The following is a 17,330-nucleotide window of genomic DNA, read 5'->3' as shown; positions in this document are numbered from 1 at the left end:
CTCTATTTGTAATTATAATGAGATTTAAAATATGCGGAAGTAATTTTTTGTGTCCGCTTAGCAGGGTGGCAAAATAAGATAGACAGATACATTAAAACGCTCCCCAAATGCATCAATTCTATTTTGCAATGTTGTTTCCATCAACTTGTTCAGAATTTGACTCCTTCACTTTAGAACTTGGCTTCATTTCTTTAACTTTCTCATTAACTTTTTCTCTTACCTTCTCTATGTCATTATCACCAATGGCCATAATTGCAGGTTGAAATTCACTCATAAAACCTACAAGTTTCTCCATATCTTCCTCATGAGTACTAGTACCCTTGCTCATGAGATTGCTCAAAAGATCAGCCTTATTTCCCCCTATTAACTTTCCTATGGCTGCTAGTTGCTCTTGATTTCGAAGCATTTCTACTATCTTGTTCTGATTATTAGCGTCTTCAATGCTTTGCCCTGCTTTTAACTTAGTATTGTCTGCAATAGCTACAAGCAATTCACTACGTAATCTATCAAAATTATTCTCTCTTGCTTGAATTGTAGGTAATTTATCGATCACATCTTTCACAAAACTTTTCACTGCTTTTCCTGCTTTCATCGCTCCTTCTTTTATCTCACTTCTATCCTGATATATGGCATAACCAATAGCAGCTATAGCAACTAGTGCCATAAATCCTACAAATGCTGCTCCACCAACAATTAATGCACCGGTCACTCCTCCTACTGTTAATAAACCTGCTAGTGCACCCGTCAATGTTGTAAATGCTGCTACACTTATAACTTCTTGAGCTAACAGTTGATTGCCTAAAGTTTCAAGCTCTTTCTCCATGCCTTTTACTTTACTTACTTGCTCCAAAAATTCTTTTGATTCAACTTTGTTTTTCTCAAAATCCTCCAATATAAGACCTATTACATCCCCAAAAACATCTTTCCTTTCTATCAGAAATTTAGACATATTCTTGATGGTTGATTCATTAGAAATTTCACCTTCTTTTATAAATCCATTTGCTTGTAATAGAGTCTCCAATGCTTGCAACAAATCTTTTTTTCCACTAATATATTGTACTACACTTTCAATTAACTTCTCGTAAATAGCTGAGTTTGCTGCACCACCTTGTACCATATTCAATTCCCATCAATTATAAATATGCCTAATTATATATACTAATTATTAATTATATTATAATTGACATAAAATAATTACTCCTTTCCAAATATGGAATTTGTATTACAATACCTAGATTATATGAAATCAAGGTATTTTATGGGTGAGAAAAAATTAAGAGCTGCTGTGGTGTTATCAGGATGCGGCCACCTCGACGGCACAGAGGTGAGAGAAGCAGTTTTAAGTTTGCTTGTGCTTGATCAGCAGGAAGTCGAAGTCACATGTTTTGCTCCTGACGTTGACATTACACAAGTTATGGATCACAAAACAAAAGAGGCAGTAAAAGAAAAAAGGAATGTACTTGTAGAAGCAGCAAGAATTGCAAGAGGTGAGATAAATGATTTAAGAGAAGCTAAAGCTGAAAATTTTGACATGCTAGTCGTACCTGGTGGATATGGAGTTGCGAAAAATTTATCTGACTTAGCTGAAAATAAAACAGTAATGCCTGAGTTTGAAAGATTAGTCTCAGAGTTCTTTGTTGCAAAAAAGCCAATAGGAACTATATGTATATCTCCAGCCATTATTGTTTTAATTTTAAGTAGCAAGATAGGTAAAGAAGAAAGTAAGATTAAGGTAACTATAGGAAACGACAAAGACCAGTTGATAGAGAAGCTCGGCGGCGAACATATAACATGCGATACAAAGCTATCAATAGAAGACGAAAAGCATAATATATTTTCCTGCTCTGCTTATATGCGTAGTGATGAAAGTACACACTCTGTATATCAAGGAATAAAACACATGATTGACAGTATGGTGAAAAAAATTAATAAAAAAACCAAACAACCATTTCTCTAAAGTGTAGTTTCTTATACAATTAATTATGTTATACTTCCAGTTGCATTATTGCTGTAGCCAAAGTAATCTATAGTTGCTTATTAATGATGAATTGTATTTAGTATATAAATTTAGTTCTTTTTTTTATAGATTTAAATATGTTAGATTTTTTTTATATTAAAAGTGAGTGTTGTATAGATGGTCAGTGTGATACTTATGCAGGAGAAGTGAGTATTAATGATGTCATGTTGGGCAAGTTTAGCCTAAATTCACAAAGTGGGAAAAAGGCTATGGTAAATCTAGACATCGTTACATTCGATATCCATATTGCTATGGATGGCCAAGATGGAAAGACAATAAAAAGAGACCTCAAGAGTCCTGAATTTGTAATTAAAGATGACGGTTCCTGGTATATTAATAAGAATCTTGGTAATGATAAATTTGAAATTATAGTAAAGCAGTCATGATATGAAACATAGTGAGCGGAGCTTACTTTTTAGCAATGTTTACATACTTACTTAAAAAATGGAGATTATCTTAGCTGAACCACGCGGTTTCTGTGCAGGGGTTAAAAGAGCTGTAGACATATTAGCAATCACTTTAGAGAAATACAAAAATGAACGCCAAGTTTATGTACTACACGAAATCGTTCATAATAAGTATATAGTAGAGGACTTCAAGAAACAAGGAGTGGTTTTTGTAAGCAGCATAGAAGACATTAAAGACAATAGAGGAATATTGATCTTTAGCGCACATGGAGTGTCGAAAAGTATAGAGGATGAGGCAAAAAGAAAGGGTGTTCAAGTGATTGATGCAACATGTCCATTAGTTAGCAAAGTACATAAAGAGGCAAAAAGGTATGAGGATAGTGGTAAAGAATTAATTCTAATTGGACATGAAAATCATCCAGAAGTTAAAGGAATTATAGGAAGAGTAAGTAATCCTATATCTCTAGTGCAAACTATGCAAGACGTATACAATTTACAAATCAAAGATCCAGATAATTTATCTTATGTAACACAAACCACGTTAAGTATTGACGATACCAAAGAAATTATTGCTACACTGAAGCTCAGATTTCCAAGCATTACAGGCCCCGACTTAAAAGATATATGCTATGCAACACAAAATAGGCAGAACGCTGTTAAAAAATTGGCTAAAATTACAGACGTAGTGTTAATTGTAGGAAGCAAAAACAGTTCAAATTCAAACCGTTTATTAGACCTGTGCATTTCCACAGGAAAAAGAGCCTATTTGATTGATAATTATAAATGTATGAACAAAAATTGGTTGCAGGGCGCAGAAAAAATAGGAATTACTGCAGGTGCTTCTGCTCCTGATATATTAGTTGATGAGCTAGTAAATTACTTAAAAATAAATATGAATACAAAAGTTTCAGTCATGCCAGATGGATTCACTGAAAATGTTCAGTTCAAGTATACTAAATGGTAATGTGCAACAACGTGCGTCAAATCAAGTCTTTAGCTCAATTCAATTTTCAGTCTGTTGGAGAATAAAATATCAAGCTGAGATATAATTAATCCTCGTTTGTCAGGTTAAGTTGTGTCTAGCACAAATATAAAAAACCTTCATCATACAAAAGGGTTAATATTACTACTAATTTTATCAAAAACTTATAATATAAGTAATATTGTCATCTAATGTTTAATGAATTTCAATAAATTACCTTTTTAATTCTAGATGAGTATACACTTTGTTAATATGTTTGGGTCAAAACCCAAAAGTAAGTTTATGCTTTCTATAGGAAAAGAAGGCACAATGTTACTATATTTTAAAAATGATACTTTAAATAAAAGATATTTTGCTAAGGACAAAAATAATAAAGTTGTTTCTGACTTAATTTCATGTCTCTCATCAGATAAAAAAGCACCCTTATATCTGGTTCTCAATCACACTGATCAGAACTATTTGCTACAGTCTATCCCAAGAGTAAATAGGATTAGTGCTTATCTATCAGCAAAAACAAAAGTAGAGCATTTTGCTCATAATAACGATATAAATTCTATTCTCTTGGTCGAAAAGCCGAATAAATTTAATCAAAACTGGTGGTATCTATTTGTTTCATCAAAAGCAAATCATTTAATAGAATATTGGTTGGACGTGTTTGTTGAAATAGGCTCTAACTTTAAAGGAATATTAATGTTTCCTATAGAACTAGTCAGTATAGCAAAAAAGATTCTACACAAAGATCCTAGTAACTGGAAAATTATAGTTGCTGCAACTAAAACAGGTGGCTATAGACAAGTGGTTCTTAAAGAGAACAAAATGATATTTACACGTTTAATACCATTTACTAATGATAATTTACCAGGAATCATTGCTGGTGAAATATATCAGGAAGTGAAAAATACAATTCAATCTTTAACTAAGTTTGGATTTGAAAAAAATGACCCTATCGACCTTTGCATCATAGTATCAGAAGCTATTAAATCTAGTTTATCAGTTATAAATTTTTCAGAAAATAGTGTGAACATATTGACTCCATATGAGCTAGGTAAACTATTGGGAGCAGAATTAGCTATATGCGAAAAAGATAGCTTTTGTGATACTACAATTTTGTTCCATAGCTTTAAGAATAAGCCAATAAATATTTTTAACACAAAAGAAACTAAAGAATTTTATCTATTTAATTATCTTTATTTAAATTCTCCTCAAATTTTTCTATACCTACTCTTGGTTTTAGTTGTAATTAACACCTTTTGTTTGCAAAATTTGTATTCAAATTTTAATGTTGCTGATAATTTATCTGCAACGCGGAGTGCTTTAAATAACAAACTAATAACACTTAGCCAAAGCTATAATGTAAAAAAGATAGATGAAGTTTACGATTTTATTAATATAAATAATATTTTATCAAAAATAGAGTACTCTCCTCTCACACAAATTAAGTATGTAGAAAAGTTAAAAGTACCAGGTGTAGAGCTTCAATCGTTTGAGTGGAATTATAATGAGGCAAAAAGTTATATTACCACAACTTTAAGGTTTAATTTTCAATCTGGTAAAGACATTTCTTATCAATACGAGAAACTACAGAAAAATTTAAACGATAATTTCCGTACTCATGATATTAGTATTTCTAGCTTACCTACTACTAAAGAGAAAAATCTATCTATTGATGTTGAAATAGGAGAGGCAATGTAGATTGATGACTATCTCTCAACTAAAAAGAAAAGCTACAGTTCAGTGCATATATTACTTATTGTTATCTATTGTATTAATAGGGTTATCAACGTGTTTTATTATCTATAACAAAAAGGTTTATAATAAAAATCAAACTGCAGCTGAGGAAATACGCTCTATTAATTTACAGATCATTGAAATTCAAAAGAAAGAAGTCGTTCTAAATAAAAACCTAGATTTATGGAAAAGAATTTCTTCTTCAAACTTACATAGTAGCAGATACATTACAAATTTAAATTTTGAGCTTAACAAGCTATATAAAAAACACTACATGTTAGAACCTGAAATATCAATTTCTATACCTGAAGAAGCTGAACTCCACAATAAAAGTGAACATACAAAAGTAATAAGAAGTGAAGTGGTTCTAAGTTTAAGCTCAATTAGCGATAAGCATATTTTTTTATTTCTACAGTCTATTCCAAATCTTCCTGGTTATGTTATGATCAGATCTCTTACCTTGAATAAGCAGAGAAATATAGATGCTAAAGTTATAAACCAGATTTTAAGTGGTAATATGATAGAGATAGTGAGAGCTAGTATAGTTTTTGATTGGTATACCATATTAAGTAGATGAATATAAAGTTGTTTTTTATTTTTACGCTGCTATTTTTTAATTTTAGTGCATATTGCAATTGCGAAGATCTTGTAGAAAATATAGGGATTTGTAAAAAATATTCTTGCCAACAGCATATTAGTAATGAAGATTTTATTGAGCATAAAATATTAGGTTTAAATAGTGAAAATTTATGTGTATATATAGAAAGACAAGGCAATGATGAAATGGTCTGTCATCATTCTAATGATGGAATGATTATAGAAAAGAAGTACTTAAAAAGTATTTTAAAAGTTGGAAATCAAGAAATAAATGACTTCATTGATATAGCAAATTTGCGTGCGAAGGAGTGTTTTTTTATCAACAATTATTATATAGATCGAGACGATATAATAAAAGAGGCAGCAGAGAGTACTTTATCGCAATATGGTAGCATAAAAAGCATTTTTTTTGATGAAGAGCAGGTTAATAGAATAGTTAGTGAGATGGAAAAGTTTAACTTACAGTCTTCAGGAGTTACAGAGGAAGAAAATTTCAATTGTAAAGTAGTCAGTTTAGATTCAATTTTATACTTTTCCCCCGATACATGGAAAATATGGGTAAATGGAAAGTTGTTTATAAATACTAAGGATTTAAAAGTGCACTCAGTAACTGAAAATTATGTAACTTTTTCATGGGCTGTAAACCAAAAGATAACAAAAGAACGGATAAGCAATTCTAAAAATGTACATTTTGGACATGGAGGTATTATGTTTACGCTTTATCCAGAACAAAAATTTGATTTAGATAGTTTATCTATTAAATAATCTAATACATCTGCGCTTGTAGCTCAGTTGGATAGAGCGTTGCCCTCCGGAGGCAAAGGTCGTGGGTTCGAATCCCTCCAAGCGCGTTTTTAATTAAATTTGACAATAATACTCTCACATAAGATAATAAAGAGATTTATTTTAAAGCATAATTATGTCTAGTGGTACTATAAATAAAGTCATATTAGTTGGTAATTTAGGAAAAGATCCTGAAATTAGGACTACACAAAATGGAAAAGAGATGGCAAGTTTTTCAATAGCCACGTCTGAAAGTTGGACTGACAAATTTTCTGGTACGCGCTCTGAAAAGACAGAATGGCATAATATTGTAATTTTTAGCGAAGGATTAGTAAAAATTGTTAAGGATTTTGCGCGCAAAGGTAGTAAAGTTTACGTTGAAGGTTCTCTGAGAACTAGAAAATGGACTGACCAAAATGGTAGTGAAAGGTATACGACAGAGGTGGTGCTATATAACTTTAATAGTGCCCTTACCCTTTTAGATTCACGAAACAGTATGTCAAACTCTGATTACAAGCCAAGTGAATACAAACAAAATGAAACAGAACAAAAAGATAAACACGGAAGTTTTGACAACGATATAAAAGACGAACTAATCGATGATGAAATACCATTTTAATAACTTCAATTGAAATCTACATTTTTATGGACTGCTTGTGTTACTCCTTTTAATTGCAGTGGAGATAGTATAGATTACCAAAGCTTGCAGCGTTTACTAACAATGCAAGCTGAAGCTGAAAATGGTGTAGTGTTGCTAGGTAGCACAGGTGAAAGCTTATCACTTACTGATTCTGAAAAGCGCACATTAGTTGAATTTGTGTGTGAGCTAAAATTAAATACGAAAATTATAATTGGTGTACCAGGAGTGAATCTATATCAGACTCTTGAATGGCTTGATTTTTGCAAGGGTATGCCTATTCACGGTTATCTAATGATAACTCCAATTTATACAAAGCCTGGAATCATGGGGCAAACTTTATGGTTTGAAAAGCTGCTTGAAAAAGCACATGTGCCAGCCATGCTTTACAATATTCCATCAAGAGCAGGAGTGAGTCTTCACGCTGAAACTGTACGCAACTTATCCAGCCACGAAAAATCTTGGGCTATCAAAGATTCAAGTGGCACCGTTGATACTTTAACTCAGTATAAGAAAGTTGCACCAAATATTGAGGTCTTTTGCGGAGATGATAATATGATACCCTATATGGCTGCTAAGGGTGCGGCTGGTCTGGTTTCTGTTGCTGCCAATGTTTGGCCACGTGTAGTACATGAATATGTTAAGCAATGCATGAGTGGCGAGAACCCTCAGGAAGACAGTTGGCAACAAGCTTGCAAAACTCTATTTACTGCCAGCAATCCAATACCTACTAAAGCACTCTTGCATGACATTGGTCTTATAGAACACAAAACTGTTCGTCTACCACTAAGCACAGAAGACTTGCCTTCTATTGAAACATTGAGGCAAGCTAATAAAATGATTCTTGGATGGAAAGAATTGACTAATAGCTAAAGCTAGGAACACACATCATCAACTTCTACACCTGCATCAAATAAACTAACTTGTTATAAGAAAACTAACCATGTGAAATTCTTGTTGATATGACTTAATGAATAATTATTTTAGGTTACTAAGTTATTTAAGAAACTTTGATAATATTCAGCCCACTTACTTTTCTATTTTCTATGTCACGATGAGCCTCTATTATTTCATCAAATTTATATTTTTTATTAATTCGTACAATTAAAAGTTTTTTTCTTATCATTTCAAAAATTTCCATTGCAGTAAGCACTAATGTGAATCTATCATACTTATAGTGATATATCGAAGTTCCAGTTGCAAATAACGAACGTGAACTAAGTAAAGAAAAACTAAGAGGAGCATTACCTGATATCTGCCCATAGGAAACATATATGCCAAACTTACCTAAAGATTCAAAAGAGAGCTTGCTTGTAGCGTAACCTATAGGGTCATACACTGCACCTACTCCTCTATTTTTTGTAATCTCCATAATTTTAGAAACGAAGTCTTTATCGTTATAGTTGATTGCGTATGTGCAGCCACTTTGTAAAGCTATCTTCATTTTTTCATCAGAGCTCACAGAACCTATCACTACACCTTTTTTATCCTTTGCCCATTGGCATATTATTTGCCCTAAACCACCATTAGCTCCATGAACCAGGACAAAAGCACCAGGCCTGATTTTATAAGATTGATTAACTAAATAGTGAGCTGCCATACCTTTAAACAACACTGCAGCAGCAACCTCATCAGATATGTCATTCGGAATTTTTATCAAATATTTCTGGTGTACAATGCGCTTTTCACAATATGCCCCTGGAGGAGCTGTGCAATATCCAACTCTGTCTCCAACTTTGAATCCATCACTGATTTTTTTACCAAGTTTTTCAATAACCCCAACTGCTTCCACTCCAAGCACTGATGGCAGATCTTTAATTTTGCGTGTACCTTTTCTGTGTTCTAAATCATAACGATTTAAGCCGATAGTTGTATGACTTATTAAGACTTCCTCGCCTTTTGGCTCACCTATATTCTTATCTACAAATTCTAATACTTCTGGCCCCCCAGTTTTTTTAATTTGTATAGCTCTAACCATGATAAATGTAAGACAAAAACTTTAATTATGTTATCTAGCAATTAATATTTTGCAAAATGTTATTTAGAGTTTATACACTACATAAGCGTATTGTTAATAGTTTTGAGGCACAAATTATCATGAACAGAGAAATTTGGCTTTATGGTGTTTTATTCAATGTGTTGTGCAAAGTGGATGAAGATAATGATTTGGATGTTAACAATGTAATAAAAAAAATAAAAGAAAGGTTAGAATATAGAATACAAAAATCAGATAAAAAAAGAGATTATTGTAAATATTTATATACTTCTTGGGAAAAAAAGGATTTGATATTAATCACCAATTTGACTTGAAAGATTATGATGGCTTTCCAATAGATAGTCTTTTTTCTATTGCCATTAATTATAAATTATACACTTTAACAAATTTAGCGCAAGTTTTAATAAAAGCAGGAGCTAATGTGCAAAATGAAAAAGGATATTTACATGCCTGCGTTTTGGCTCGTTCTCCAGATATATTAAAAGCTCTCATAAAAGCGGGAGTAAATGATAACCCAAATGAAAACTATGGTGGAAATACCGCTTTAGACTATGTTGCTAAATTATATGGTAGAGATAAGTCAACGAAATCCAAGGATTGCTGTAAAATTCTAATTGAGCATACATTAGAAAAAAATCCCAACATAGAAATGCCAGTCTCTGTAAAAAGTAATAAAGAGTTAACTGAGTACTGGAATGCTTGTGAAGCAAATAATGAAGGATGGGAATTAGCAACAACGAACACTGAAACACAAGTAGTCAGTGTGCAAAAAGCAAATAAGAGCTCCTGCTCAATTCAATAGATGTATCGTACAACCTTGTTCGGATTACAATAGGAAAAGGTTTGTTATTTAAGCTTAAAAAACGTATATGATAGTGTTATTTCACTTAAATCTTTTGTACTATTGTCACGCATTATTTCAGGGTCTACGTAAAAGGATACGGGCATAGCCGCTTTTTGTTTTGGTAGCAGCATTTGCTCTTCAAAACAAAAGCATGCAACTTTATTGAAATATTTACCTGCTTTAAAAGGTGTGACATTATACACTGCCATTCCAAAAGAAGGCTGATCAGATAAATTTTTTGCATAATAAAATACTAAACTTTGTTGCCCTATATTTGTATCGATGTAGTTAGTTTCTGATTTAAATTCCCAAGGGAGACCTGATATTATATCAGCATTAAGGTGAACCCTGATTTTTTGGTCAGTTGCATTTATTGTTGCATTAGTTACTTTTCTCGTTGTGCCACCATATCCAGTAGCTTTACAAAAGATGCTATACAACGGTACTGAAGCATATGCAAGACACAGCATCAATACCACTAAAGATATTAGGAGGAAAGCTATAGAACTTTTATTGTTTCCCCTTAAAAAGGAAATCATCTAATCCTTATTGTTGAATAAATTAAGTAACCTGAGTAAATTGAGGAATATATTGATGAAGTCAAAGTAAAGATTAGTTGCACCAAGTACTGCCAGCTTAGTAGTTGCAACCTCTGAGCCATCATTATACCTATAATAAACATCTTTGATTCTCTGAGCATCGTATGCGGTCATTAAAGTAAACACTATTACTGACACAAATGATATTGCAAAATAGAGTGGACTACTCCCAAGGAACAGATTAACTATAGATGCAATGATTAATCCCCAGATTCCCATAATCAAAAAAGAACCCATACTGGTCAGATCTTTTTTTGTAGTATTACCATACAAAGCCATAGAACCAAACATGATCGATGTAATGAAAAATGCTCTCGCTATATTTTCTGCAGTATAAATTATAAAGATATGAGATAAAGAAATTCCCATTAAAACTGAGAATAGAAAAAATACAGTAAGTGTTGACTGAGCACTTAGGTGTTGAAGCCTAAAAGACATATAAAACACCAATGCAACTGGAGACAGCATTACCACAAGCGATAGAACAGGATTAGAATAAATCACCTGAAAAAGACCAGAAAACACTGTTAAAAACGCAACAAGCCCTGTAACACCTAAAGCTAAAGCCATATAATTGTATACTTTAGTTAGGTAACTCCTGAGTCCAGCACTATAATAAACGCCCTGAGAGCGAATATCCTGTTCGTTTTTCATATAAGACATATGTAACTCCTTATTATCTCTTGATGATATATTATAATACAATACAGCGTTTTTATCAAGTATAAAATGACATACTACAATTGAATGGTGTGGTATGCAATTAGAGAATTTCTTCCATAACTATAAGCAAATCGGTTTTCAGCAGCATTTAACTATTATAACAACCTCTGGCAATAGAAATTACTTTCACCATTCCCTCTATCATGATTTAAGGGGAATGGTGAAAGTAGTTTTTGCATTTACTAAAGCATTCTTCTTATAGATACTATACCAACAATCCACTATTTTTTCTATGTCTCGCGGTTTAATCTCTGGACCTATACTGATTCTAATTGAACACTCTGCTTGCTCTTTTGTTGCTCCCATTGCAAGCAAAACATGAGAAGGTCCAACTTTTCCAGAAGAACATGCAGAACCATTGCTGACTGCAATATTATTTAAGTCAAAGTGCATGAGCTGCAGATCATTCTTCACTCTCGGCATATAAATGAAACTTGTATTTGGCAATCTTTTAGAATTTCTGCCAAAGATCTTGATATCACTGACAAGACTTAATAACCCACACTCCAATTGATCACGCAGCTTCTCTACTTCATCCATCTTTGATAGAAGATCTGGAATGTTTTGCAATGCAGCAGAAAGACCTACTATTGCAATAATATTTTCTGTACCACCACGCAATCCTTTTTCTTGCCCACCACCTATTATAGTAGGTTCTATTACAAGCTTTTTGTCAAATATTAAAACTCCACTACCTGCTATACCACCAAATTTGTGAGCAGATAAAGTAAGTAAATCCACTTCTAAATCTTCCATATTTAATTCGATTTTCCCAACACTTTGAGCAGCGTCAGTGTGACAGATTGCCCCGAATTTATGTGCCATTTTAGCTATTTCCTTAACAGGCTGGATAACTCCAGTTTCGTTATTAGCCATCATCACTGAAATTATTACTTTATTCCCTTCAAGTTCGCTTAGAATTTTTTCTAGCTCTAAAAAGTCAACAATACCCTCTTGATTAACGGGTATTATATGTGGATTATATGCAGAATTAAGAATTGAAGGATGCTCTGTAGCTGAAATTACATGCAGATAGCCTTTCATTCCTCTCATGACGAGGTTGTTTGCTTCAGTTGCACCAGACGTAAAAACTATTTCTTTATCATCTGGAATGCTAAGAGCATCACGTACGTTATCTCTTACATCTTTAAGAATCTTCCTCGCTTCTTGTCCTCTTTTATGCAGCGATGATGGATTTAGTGTTTGTTTTGACAAAATCTCAAGTATACTTTTTTTTACATTTTTACTCATTGGAGCAGTTGCATTATAATCGGCATACACACAACTACTATCTTCCAGAGAGAATAAACTCACAGGCTTATTTTTCACTTACCATCAACCAATTATGTATGTTAACTTTAACACGATAAAAATTTATTGCAAAAACAGCGAAATTAATACATAATTAATAAACAATTTACATTATCAATCCCTGTTAAAACAGGTTTTTATTAGGAGTCATCATGGTAGAAGTCTTTTTAAATAATTCAACAAAAAAGATAGAAGGTAGATACCATCAAAGCAAAGATGCCAATGCACCGGTTGTGCTAATTTTACATCACCATCACCAATATGGTGGTAGTATGGATAGTAAGATTATACATAGTATATATGAATCTTTTATCGATAATAACTTTTCTGCATTGACAATTAATTTTCGTGGCGTCGGAAAATCTACCGGAACTTTTGATAAGGGTATAGGAGAATTAACTGATGCTGCAGTAGCTATTGATTGGCTTCAGGAGCATAACTCTAACAATGTTCCAATTTGGATAGTTGGTTTTTCTTTTGGAGCATGGGTAGCTATGCAGTTGACAATGCGCCGTCCAGAGATAGTAAGTTTTGTTGCCCTTTCTCTTCCAGCAACTAAGTACGATTTCTCTTTTCTCTCTCCTTGCCCAGTTCCTGGACTTATAATACAAAGTAATAATGATACAATTTCAGAAGAAAGCGATGTAACAGAATTAGCACAAAGGTTAATAAATTCGGTAAAAAATAACCATATGGAATACCATATAGTAGACGATACTAACCACTTCTTAAGGGATAAAGAAGAGGAAGTAGCTCAAATTATAGATAATTATATAAAACTACGCTTAAACAGTGCAGTCACTTCCTCCAAAAAAGTTAAAAAAGAGATAAGGGTAAAAGAATATGCCTAACTTTACAAATGAGAGAAATGAACGTATTAATATAAATAAAAAAAGTCTTGTTATGTTTAGGCAATTATTATTTCTCGTTTTAGCAATGTTTATGCTGTCAGGATGCTTTCTAAGTAAACAGCGTAAGTTAAAGAGTCCGTGTATAAAAAATAATGAAAGCATTTCATGCGAATTATACTCCGTTAATGACCATTGGTTAAATAAGTACAAGTTATAGGTAGCTTTGTATTGTACTGTTTCTTCCATTTACAGCTTTACTAATGATCGGTTTTTTAACTGAAAAATGTGATCTGCTTTTTCTGCAAGGATATAGTTGTGTGTTACTATAAGCATAGAGCTGTTATTTTCCTTGACATATGAATGTAACAGCAAAAATACATTCAAAGAATTTGTTGGGTCTAAATTTCCCGTTGGCTCATCTGCAAGTAAAAGCTTTGGAGAGTTTACAATGCTTCTTGCAATTGCAACCCTCTGCCTTTCTCCACCAGAAATTTCAGATACCATACTACTTGCTTTATTTTCCAGACCAAATTTTTCTAATATTGCTTGCGATTTTTTTTTTGCTTCAGCTTTGCTTCTTCTTGCAATAAGCTGAGGAAGCATAACGTTTTCCAACACTGATAACTCTTGTAATAAATAGTGAAATTGATAAACAAAGCTAAGAAAATTTCTTCTTACATGAGTTTTATATTTATTGCTGGCTTGCGTACAATTTACTCCATCTATTGTCACTACACCTAAAGTTGGCTTATCCAATAGGCCTGCAATTTGCAATATAGTTGTTTTTCCTGATCCTGAACTGCCGATCAATGCAACTACTTGCCCTCTTGTAAGACTCAGATTGATATCTTCTACAATAGCAGGACTTTTTTTGAAGCTCTTACTTACAGAAGCTAGCTCTAGTGTTACACCACCACCCATATTATAAAAAGATCCAGGAGGGAGAATTAGACCGAGAAACTGTTACCACAACCACATCGAGACTTAGCGAGAGCATTCTTGATTTGAAAACCAGAACCACTTAGATCTTCAGTATAATCTATAGTTGAGTTATTTAAAAATTTCGCTGAACAATTATCAACCATTAATACAGGGTTTCCATTCTCATCATTAATTACTATATCTTTACCTTTTTCACTAAAACTGGAGTGGCTTCTATAATCCTCGCTATCTTCGTCATCGTCAAAATCGTCGTCTTCATCATCGTCAAAATCGTCATCCAAAGACATCTTCTTATTTATTTGATCCATAAGAAAATTATACTTGAAGCCAGAGCATCCACCACCTGAAACTGCAACCCGCAAAATAGAACTCTCATCTCCTTCCTGTTCTACAAGGGAGTGGATTTTCCTTAATGCATTGTCAGTTAAGCTAATATTGTAATCTGTTGACATAACAACCACCGTTCATTATTGATAACCTATTATAGTAGAAATTTTACATGTCAAACAATAATTTTCTATTAAGTTACGCGTGCTTTCCAAATAAAACAAAAGGAAGAAATTTTAAAGAGCCAGAAGATGAAAATCGCAGCTGCTTTCAGCGTGATAGGGACCGCATTATTCACTCTAATGCGTTTAGGAAATTGGGGTACAAAACACAAGTTTTTATCAATTATGAGCATGATTACTATCGTACTCGGCTAACTCATAGCCTTGAAGTTGCACAAATTGCAAGATCCATTGCTCGTAGACTTGGCTTAGATGAGGACATCACTGAATGCATAGCGCTTGCACATGACCTTGGTCATCCTCCATTTGGTCACACAGGTGAGAATGCTCTAGTTCAAATTGATAACGAGAAGTATAAGTTTGATCATAACGTTCAAGCTATAAGGATTTTAACTTATCTTGAACAAAAACATGCTGACTTTAATGGTATGAATCTAAGTTGGGAAGTGATTGAAGGCGTTGCAAAGCATAACGGTCCTTTACTCGGTCAAAATACGGTATCCCACACAAATAATCAGCTACTATTAGAATACAATGAAAAATATGATCTAAAGCTTGAAGAATTTTCAAGTCTTGAAGCACAAGTTGCTTCGATTGCTGATGACATTGCTTATAGTGTTCATGATCTTGATGATGCACTCAGGGCAAATTTAGTAATAACCGAAGATTTGCTCGATGTTCCTTTAATTGGCAAAATGTTCAAAGAAGTAAAAAGCGAATATTCAGAATTGGCTCAAAGCAAACTCATACATGAATCACTGAGTAGAACTATAGGAATTATGATAAATGATGTCGTTTTTCAGACTGAAAGAAATATTAAAGACTATAAAATAAAAAGCGTAGAAGATGTAAGAGGTCTAAATACAATGCTAGTCACATTTTCACCAGAAATTGCAAATGCCACAAAAGAGATGAAAAAATTTAACATGGAAAAAATATACAGAAGTTATAAACTGGCCAGAACAATGAACAAAGCAAAACGTATAGTACAGGAGCTTTTTCAATGTTTTTATGAAAACCCAAGGTTATTACCCACAGAGTGGAACAAGCTTGCTTGTGAATCTCAGCGTTCAGTAATAATATGTGATTATATCTCAGGTATGACAGATAGATTTGCCATACACGAGCATAGAAGAATCTTTGATACCTCATACGAAATGACTTCTTTCTAATGACCGACGATTATTTCATGTCGATCGCATTAAAGCTTGCAGAAAAAAGTCTTGGAAGTGTTGCACCAAATCCCACTGTTGGATGTGTCATTGTAAAAGACGGTATGGTGATCGGTGAAGGCTACACAGGAATCGGTGGACGTCCACATGCAGAAGTAGTTGCTTTACAAAATGCTAAAGACTTAACTCATGGTGCAACTATGTACGTCACTCTCGAACCATGCTGCCACTTTGGAGTTACAGAACCTTGCACTGCAGAAATCATAAAATCAGGAATAAGAAAGGTAGTGATTGCAGCAATTGATCCAGATAGTAGAGTTTCAGGCGGAGGAATTAAAGCTCTGAAAGAAGCAGGAATTGAAGTGAAGCAAGGTATTATGCAGAAAGAAGCAGAGAAGCTGAATGTTGGCTTTTTTACCACCAAGAAACTCCATAGACCATTTATAGCTTGCAAAATCGCAACAACTCTCGATGGAAAAATCGCAACGTTTACAGGTGATAGCAAATGGATAACAAGTGAGGATACGAGAAATTGGATACATGAGCTCAGAGCAAAATATGACGCAATTATGATTGGCAGCAATACCCTTGTTAGTGACGATCCACTCTTAACTTGCAGATTACCAGGACTCGAAGACAGGTCGCCAATAAGGCTAATTATCGATAGCCAAGGGAAATTGAAGGAAGAGCATAATATTGCAAAAACTGCAGACAAAATAACAACTTGGGTGATTACAAACAGAGAAATAGAGAAAAAAATAAAAAACATTAATTATTTGATAGTCAATTCAAACCACAAACCTCCTGTCATTCCAATGCCTTCTCCTGTCATCCCAGTGCCCAGACACTGGGATCCAGAAAACTTCAAGCAATTGAGTAGTGAAAACTGGTCAAGCACTGGAATGACATCAGAACCTGATATTATCGGCAAAGTCTGCCTAAAAGACATGGCATCAAAACTTGTTTCAGAAATTGGTATAACAAGGTTATTAGTTGAAGGTGGAGGAGTGTTAATTACAGAGTTATTGAAGCACGATTTAATCGATAGGCTGATAATCTGCCGCAGTGGTAAAATTTTAGGTAATGATGCCACTCCTTTTATAGGAGATCTAGGGATTCAATCCATAAACAACTGTTACCGATTCAAAAAAACAGAAGTAATAGACTTTGATGAGGATGTAGTTGAAATGTGGGATAGGCTATTGTAACTTTTACACATCCAGATGAAAGGA

The 17,330-nt window shown here is 33.5% G+C and carries 20 protein-coding genes and 1 tRNA gene; 14 read left to right on the top strand and 7 right to left on the bottom strand.

Annotated features, from left to right (window positions below; translation table 11 throughout):
• Positions 1–118: 118 nt before the first annotated feature.
• Positions 119–1,117 (bottom strand): glycine zipper family protein, encoded by a 999-nt coding sequence (locus OPR30_RS00180; RefSeq protein ID WP_265030729.1) that lies wholly within the window; start codon positions 1,115–1,117, stop codon positions 119–121.
• Positions 1,118–1,258: 141 nt separating this feature from the next.
• On the opposite strand from OPR30_RS00180, the gene elbB reads away from it, so the two are divergent.
• The 9 genes from elbB (at position 1,259) to dapA (ending at position 8,024) form a co-directional block, all read left to right on the top strand.
• Positions 1,259–1,957 carry an isoprenoid biosynthesis glyoxalase ElbB gene (elbB, locus tag OPR30_RS00175; RefSeq protein WP_265030727.1) on the top strand — a complete coding sequence of 233 codons (699 nt, stop codon included), beginning with the start codon at positions 1,259–1,261 and terminating at the stop codon, positions 1,955–1,957.
• 137 nt (positions 1,958–2,094) lie between these two features.
• Positions 2,095–2,403 carry a hypothetical protein gene (locus OPR30_RS00170; RefSeq protein ID WP_265030724.1) on the top strand — a complete coding sequence of 103 codons (309 nt, stop codon included), beginning with the start codon at positions 2,095–2,097 and terminating at the stop codon, positions 2,401–2,403.
• A gap of 58 nt (positions 2,404–2,461) precedes the next feature.
• On the top strand, positions 2,462–3,388 hold the full coding sequence (ispH, locus tag OPR30_RS00165) for a 4-hydroxy-3-methylbut-2-enyl diphosphate reductase (RefSeq protein WP_139686676.1): 927 nt from the start codon (positions 2,462–2,464) through the stop codon (positions 3,386–3,388).
• 270 nt (positions 3,389–3,658) lie between these two features.
• Positions 3,659–5,098, top strand: coding sequence for a hypothetical protein (locus tag OPR30_RS00160; RefSeq protein ID WP_265030723.1), 1,440 nt, complete (start codon positions 3,659–3,661; stop codon positions 5,096–5,098).
• Positions 5,099–5,102: 4 nt separating this feature from the next.
• Positions 5,103–5,711, top strand: coding sequence for a hypothetical protein (locus OPR30_RS00155; RefSeq protein ID WP_265030722.1), 609 nt, complete (start codon positions 5,103–5,105; stop codon positions 5,709–5,711).
• Positions 5,708–6,496 (top strand): hypothetical protein, encoded by a 789-nt coding sequence (locus tag OPR30_RS00150; protein WP_010407002.1) that lies wholly within the window; start codon positions 5,708–5,710, stop codon positions 6,494–6,496. Before OPR30_RS00155 ends, OPR30_RS00150 begins: the two co-directional genes overlap by 4 nt.
• Before the next feature lie 12 nt (positions 6,497–6,508).
• Positions 6,509–6,582, top strand: a tRNA-Arg gene (locus tag OPR30_RS00145).
• A gap of 68 nt (positions 6,583–6,650) precedes the next feature.
• Positions 6,651–7,133 (top strand): single-stranded DNA-binding protein, encoded by a 483-nt coding sequence (gene ssb / locus OPR30_RS00140; RefSeq protein WP_006014313.1) that lies wholly within the window; start codon positions 6,651–6,653, stop codon positions 7,131–7,133.
• A gap of 9 nt (positions 7,134–7,142) precedes the next feature.
• The gene (gene dapA / locus OPR30_RS00135) at positions 7,143–8,024 is read left to right on the top strand and encodes a 4-hydroxy-tetrahydrodipicolinate synthase (RefSeq protein WP_265030721.1); all 882 of its coding nucleotides are present in this window, start codon (positions 7,143–7,145) and stop codon (positions 8,022–8,024) included.
• Positions 8,025–8,151: 127 nt separating this feature from the next.
• Here the strand turns inward: dapA and OPR30_RS00130 are convergent, their stop codons facing one another.
• Positions 8,152–9,129: a quinone oxidoreductase family protein gene (locus OPR30_RS00130; protein WP_265030720.1), complete on the bottom strand. Its 978-nt coding sequence runs from the start codon at positions 9,127–9,129 to the stop codon at positions 8,152–8,154.
• Between the two features lie 56 nt (positions 9,130–9,185).
• Between OPR30_RS00130 and OPR30_RS00125 the strand changes: the two genes are divergently transcribed.
• The gene (locus tag OPR30_RS00125) at positions 9,186–9,461 is read left to right on the top strand and encodes a hypothetical protein (RefSeq protein ID WP_019078645.1); all 276 of its coding nucleotides are present in this window, start codon (positions 9,186–9,188) and stop codon (positions 9,459–9,461) included.
• A complete protein-coding gene (locus OPR30_RS00120) occupies positions 9,458–9,949 on the top strand; it encodes an ankyrin repeat domain-containing protein (protein WP_265030719.1) in 492 nt (163 codons plus the stop codon). The genes OPR30_RS00125 and OPR30_RS00120 overlap by 4 nt, the downstream gene beginning before the upstream one ends.
• Before the next feature lie 44 nt (positions 9,950–9,993).
• Here OPR30_RS00120 and OPR30_RS00115 read toward each other — a convergent pair whose 3' ends face one another.
• The 3 genes from OPR30_RS00115 to OPR30_RS00105 form a co-directional block, all read right to left on the bottom strand.
• Complete coding sequence (locus OPR30_RS00115) at positions 9,994–10,530, bottom strand: cytochrome c oxidase assembly protein (RefSeq protein ID WP_265030718.1); 537 nt, start codon at positions 10,528–10,530, stop codon at positions 9,994–9,996.
• Positions 10,531–11,253 (bottom strand): Bax inhibitor-1/YccA family protein, encoded by a 723-nt coding sequence (locus OPR30_RS00110; protein ID WP_015588059.1) that lies wholly within the window; start codon positions 11,251–11,253, stop codon positions 10,531–10,533.
• A gap of 201 nt (positions 11,254–11,454) precedes the next feature.
• Entirely contained in the window at positions 11,455–12,642 is a 1,188-nt protein-coding gene (locus OPR30_RS00105; RefSeq protein ID WP_265030717.1) for a cysteine desulfurase family protein, read from the bottom strand.
• A 134-nt stretch (positions 12,643–12,776) separates the two neighbouring features.
• Here OPR30_RS00105 and OPR30_RS00100 point away from each other — a divergent pair, with 134 nt between their 5' ends.
• A complete protein-coding gene (locus OPR30_RS00100) occupies positions 12,777–13,475 on the top strand; it encodes an alpha/beta hydrolase (protein WP_265030716.1) in 699 nt (232 codons plus the stop codon).
• Positions 13,476–13,721: 246 nt separating this feature from the next.
• Here OPR30_RS00100 and OPR30_RS00095 read toward each other — a convergent pair whose 3' ends face one another.
• Together OPR30_RS00095 and OPR30_RS00090 are read right to left on the bottom strand one after the other, a co-directional pair.
• On the bottom strand, positions 13,722–14,396 hold the full coding sequence (locus OPR30_RS00095) for an ABC transporter ATP-binding protein (protein WP_010407030.1): 675 nt from the start codon (positions 14,394–14,396) through the stop codon (positions 13,722–13,724).
• A 26-nt stretch (positions 14,397–14,422) separates the two neighbouring features.
• A complete protein-coding gene (locus OPR30_RS00090; RefSeq protein WP_007302232.1) occupies positions 14,423–14,869 on the bottom strand; it encodes a HesB/IscA family protein in 447 nt (148 codons plus the stop codon).
• Positions 14,870–14,916: 47 nt separating this feature from the next.
• Between OPR30_RS00090 and OPR30_RS00085 the strand changes: the two genes are divergently transcribed.
• Positions 14,917–16,098 carry a deoxyguanosinetriphosphate triphosphohydrolase gene (locus OPR30_RS00085; protein WP_265030715.1) on the top strand — a complete coding sequence of 394 codons (1,182 nt, stop codon included), beginning with the start codon at positions 14,917–14,919 and terminating at the stop codon, positions 16,096–16,098.
• Positions 16,098–17,306: a bifunctional diaminohydroxyphosphoribosylaminopyrimidine deaminase/5-amino-6-(5-phosphoribosylamino)uracil reductase RibD gene (gene ribD / locus OPR30_RS00080; RefSeq protein ID WP_265030714.1), complete on the top strand. Its 1,209-nt coding sequence runs from the start codon at positions 16,098–16,100 to the stop codon at positions 17,304–17,306. The genes OPR30_RS00085 and ribD overlap by 1 nt, the downstream gene beginning before the upstream one ends.
• Positions 17,307–17,330 lie beyond the last annotated feature (24 nt).

This window comes from Wolbachia endosymbiont (group B) of Athalia cordata, from assembly GCF_947251845.1.
Classification (GTDB): domain Bacteria; phylum Pseudomonadota; class Alphaproteobacteria; order Rickettsiales; family Anaplasmataceae; genus Wolbachia.
The sequence above is the reverse complement of the archived record's forward strand: the minus strand, read 5'-3'. Positions and strand labels throughout refer to the sequence as shown.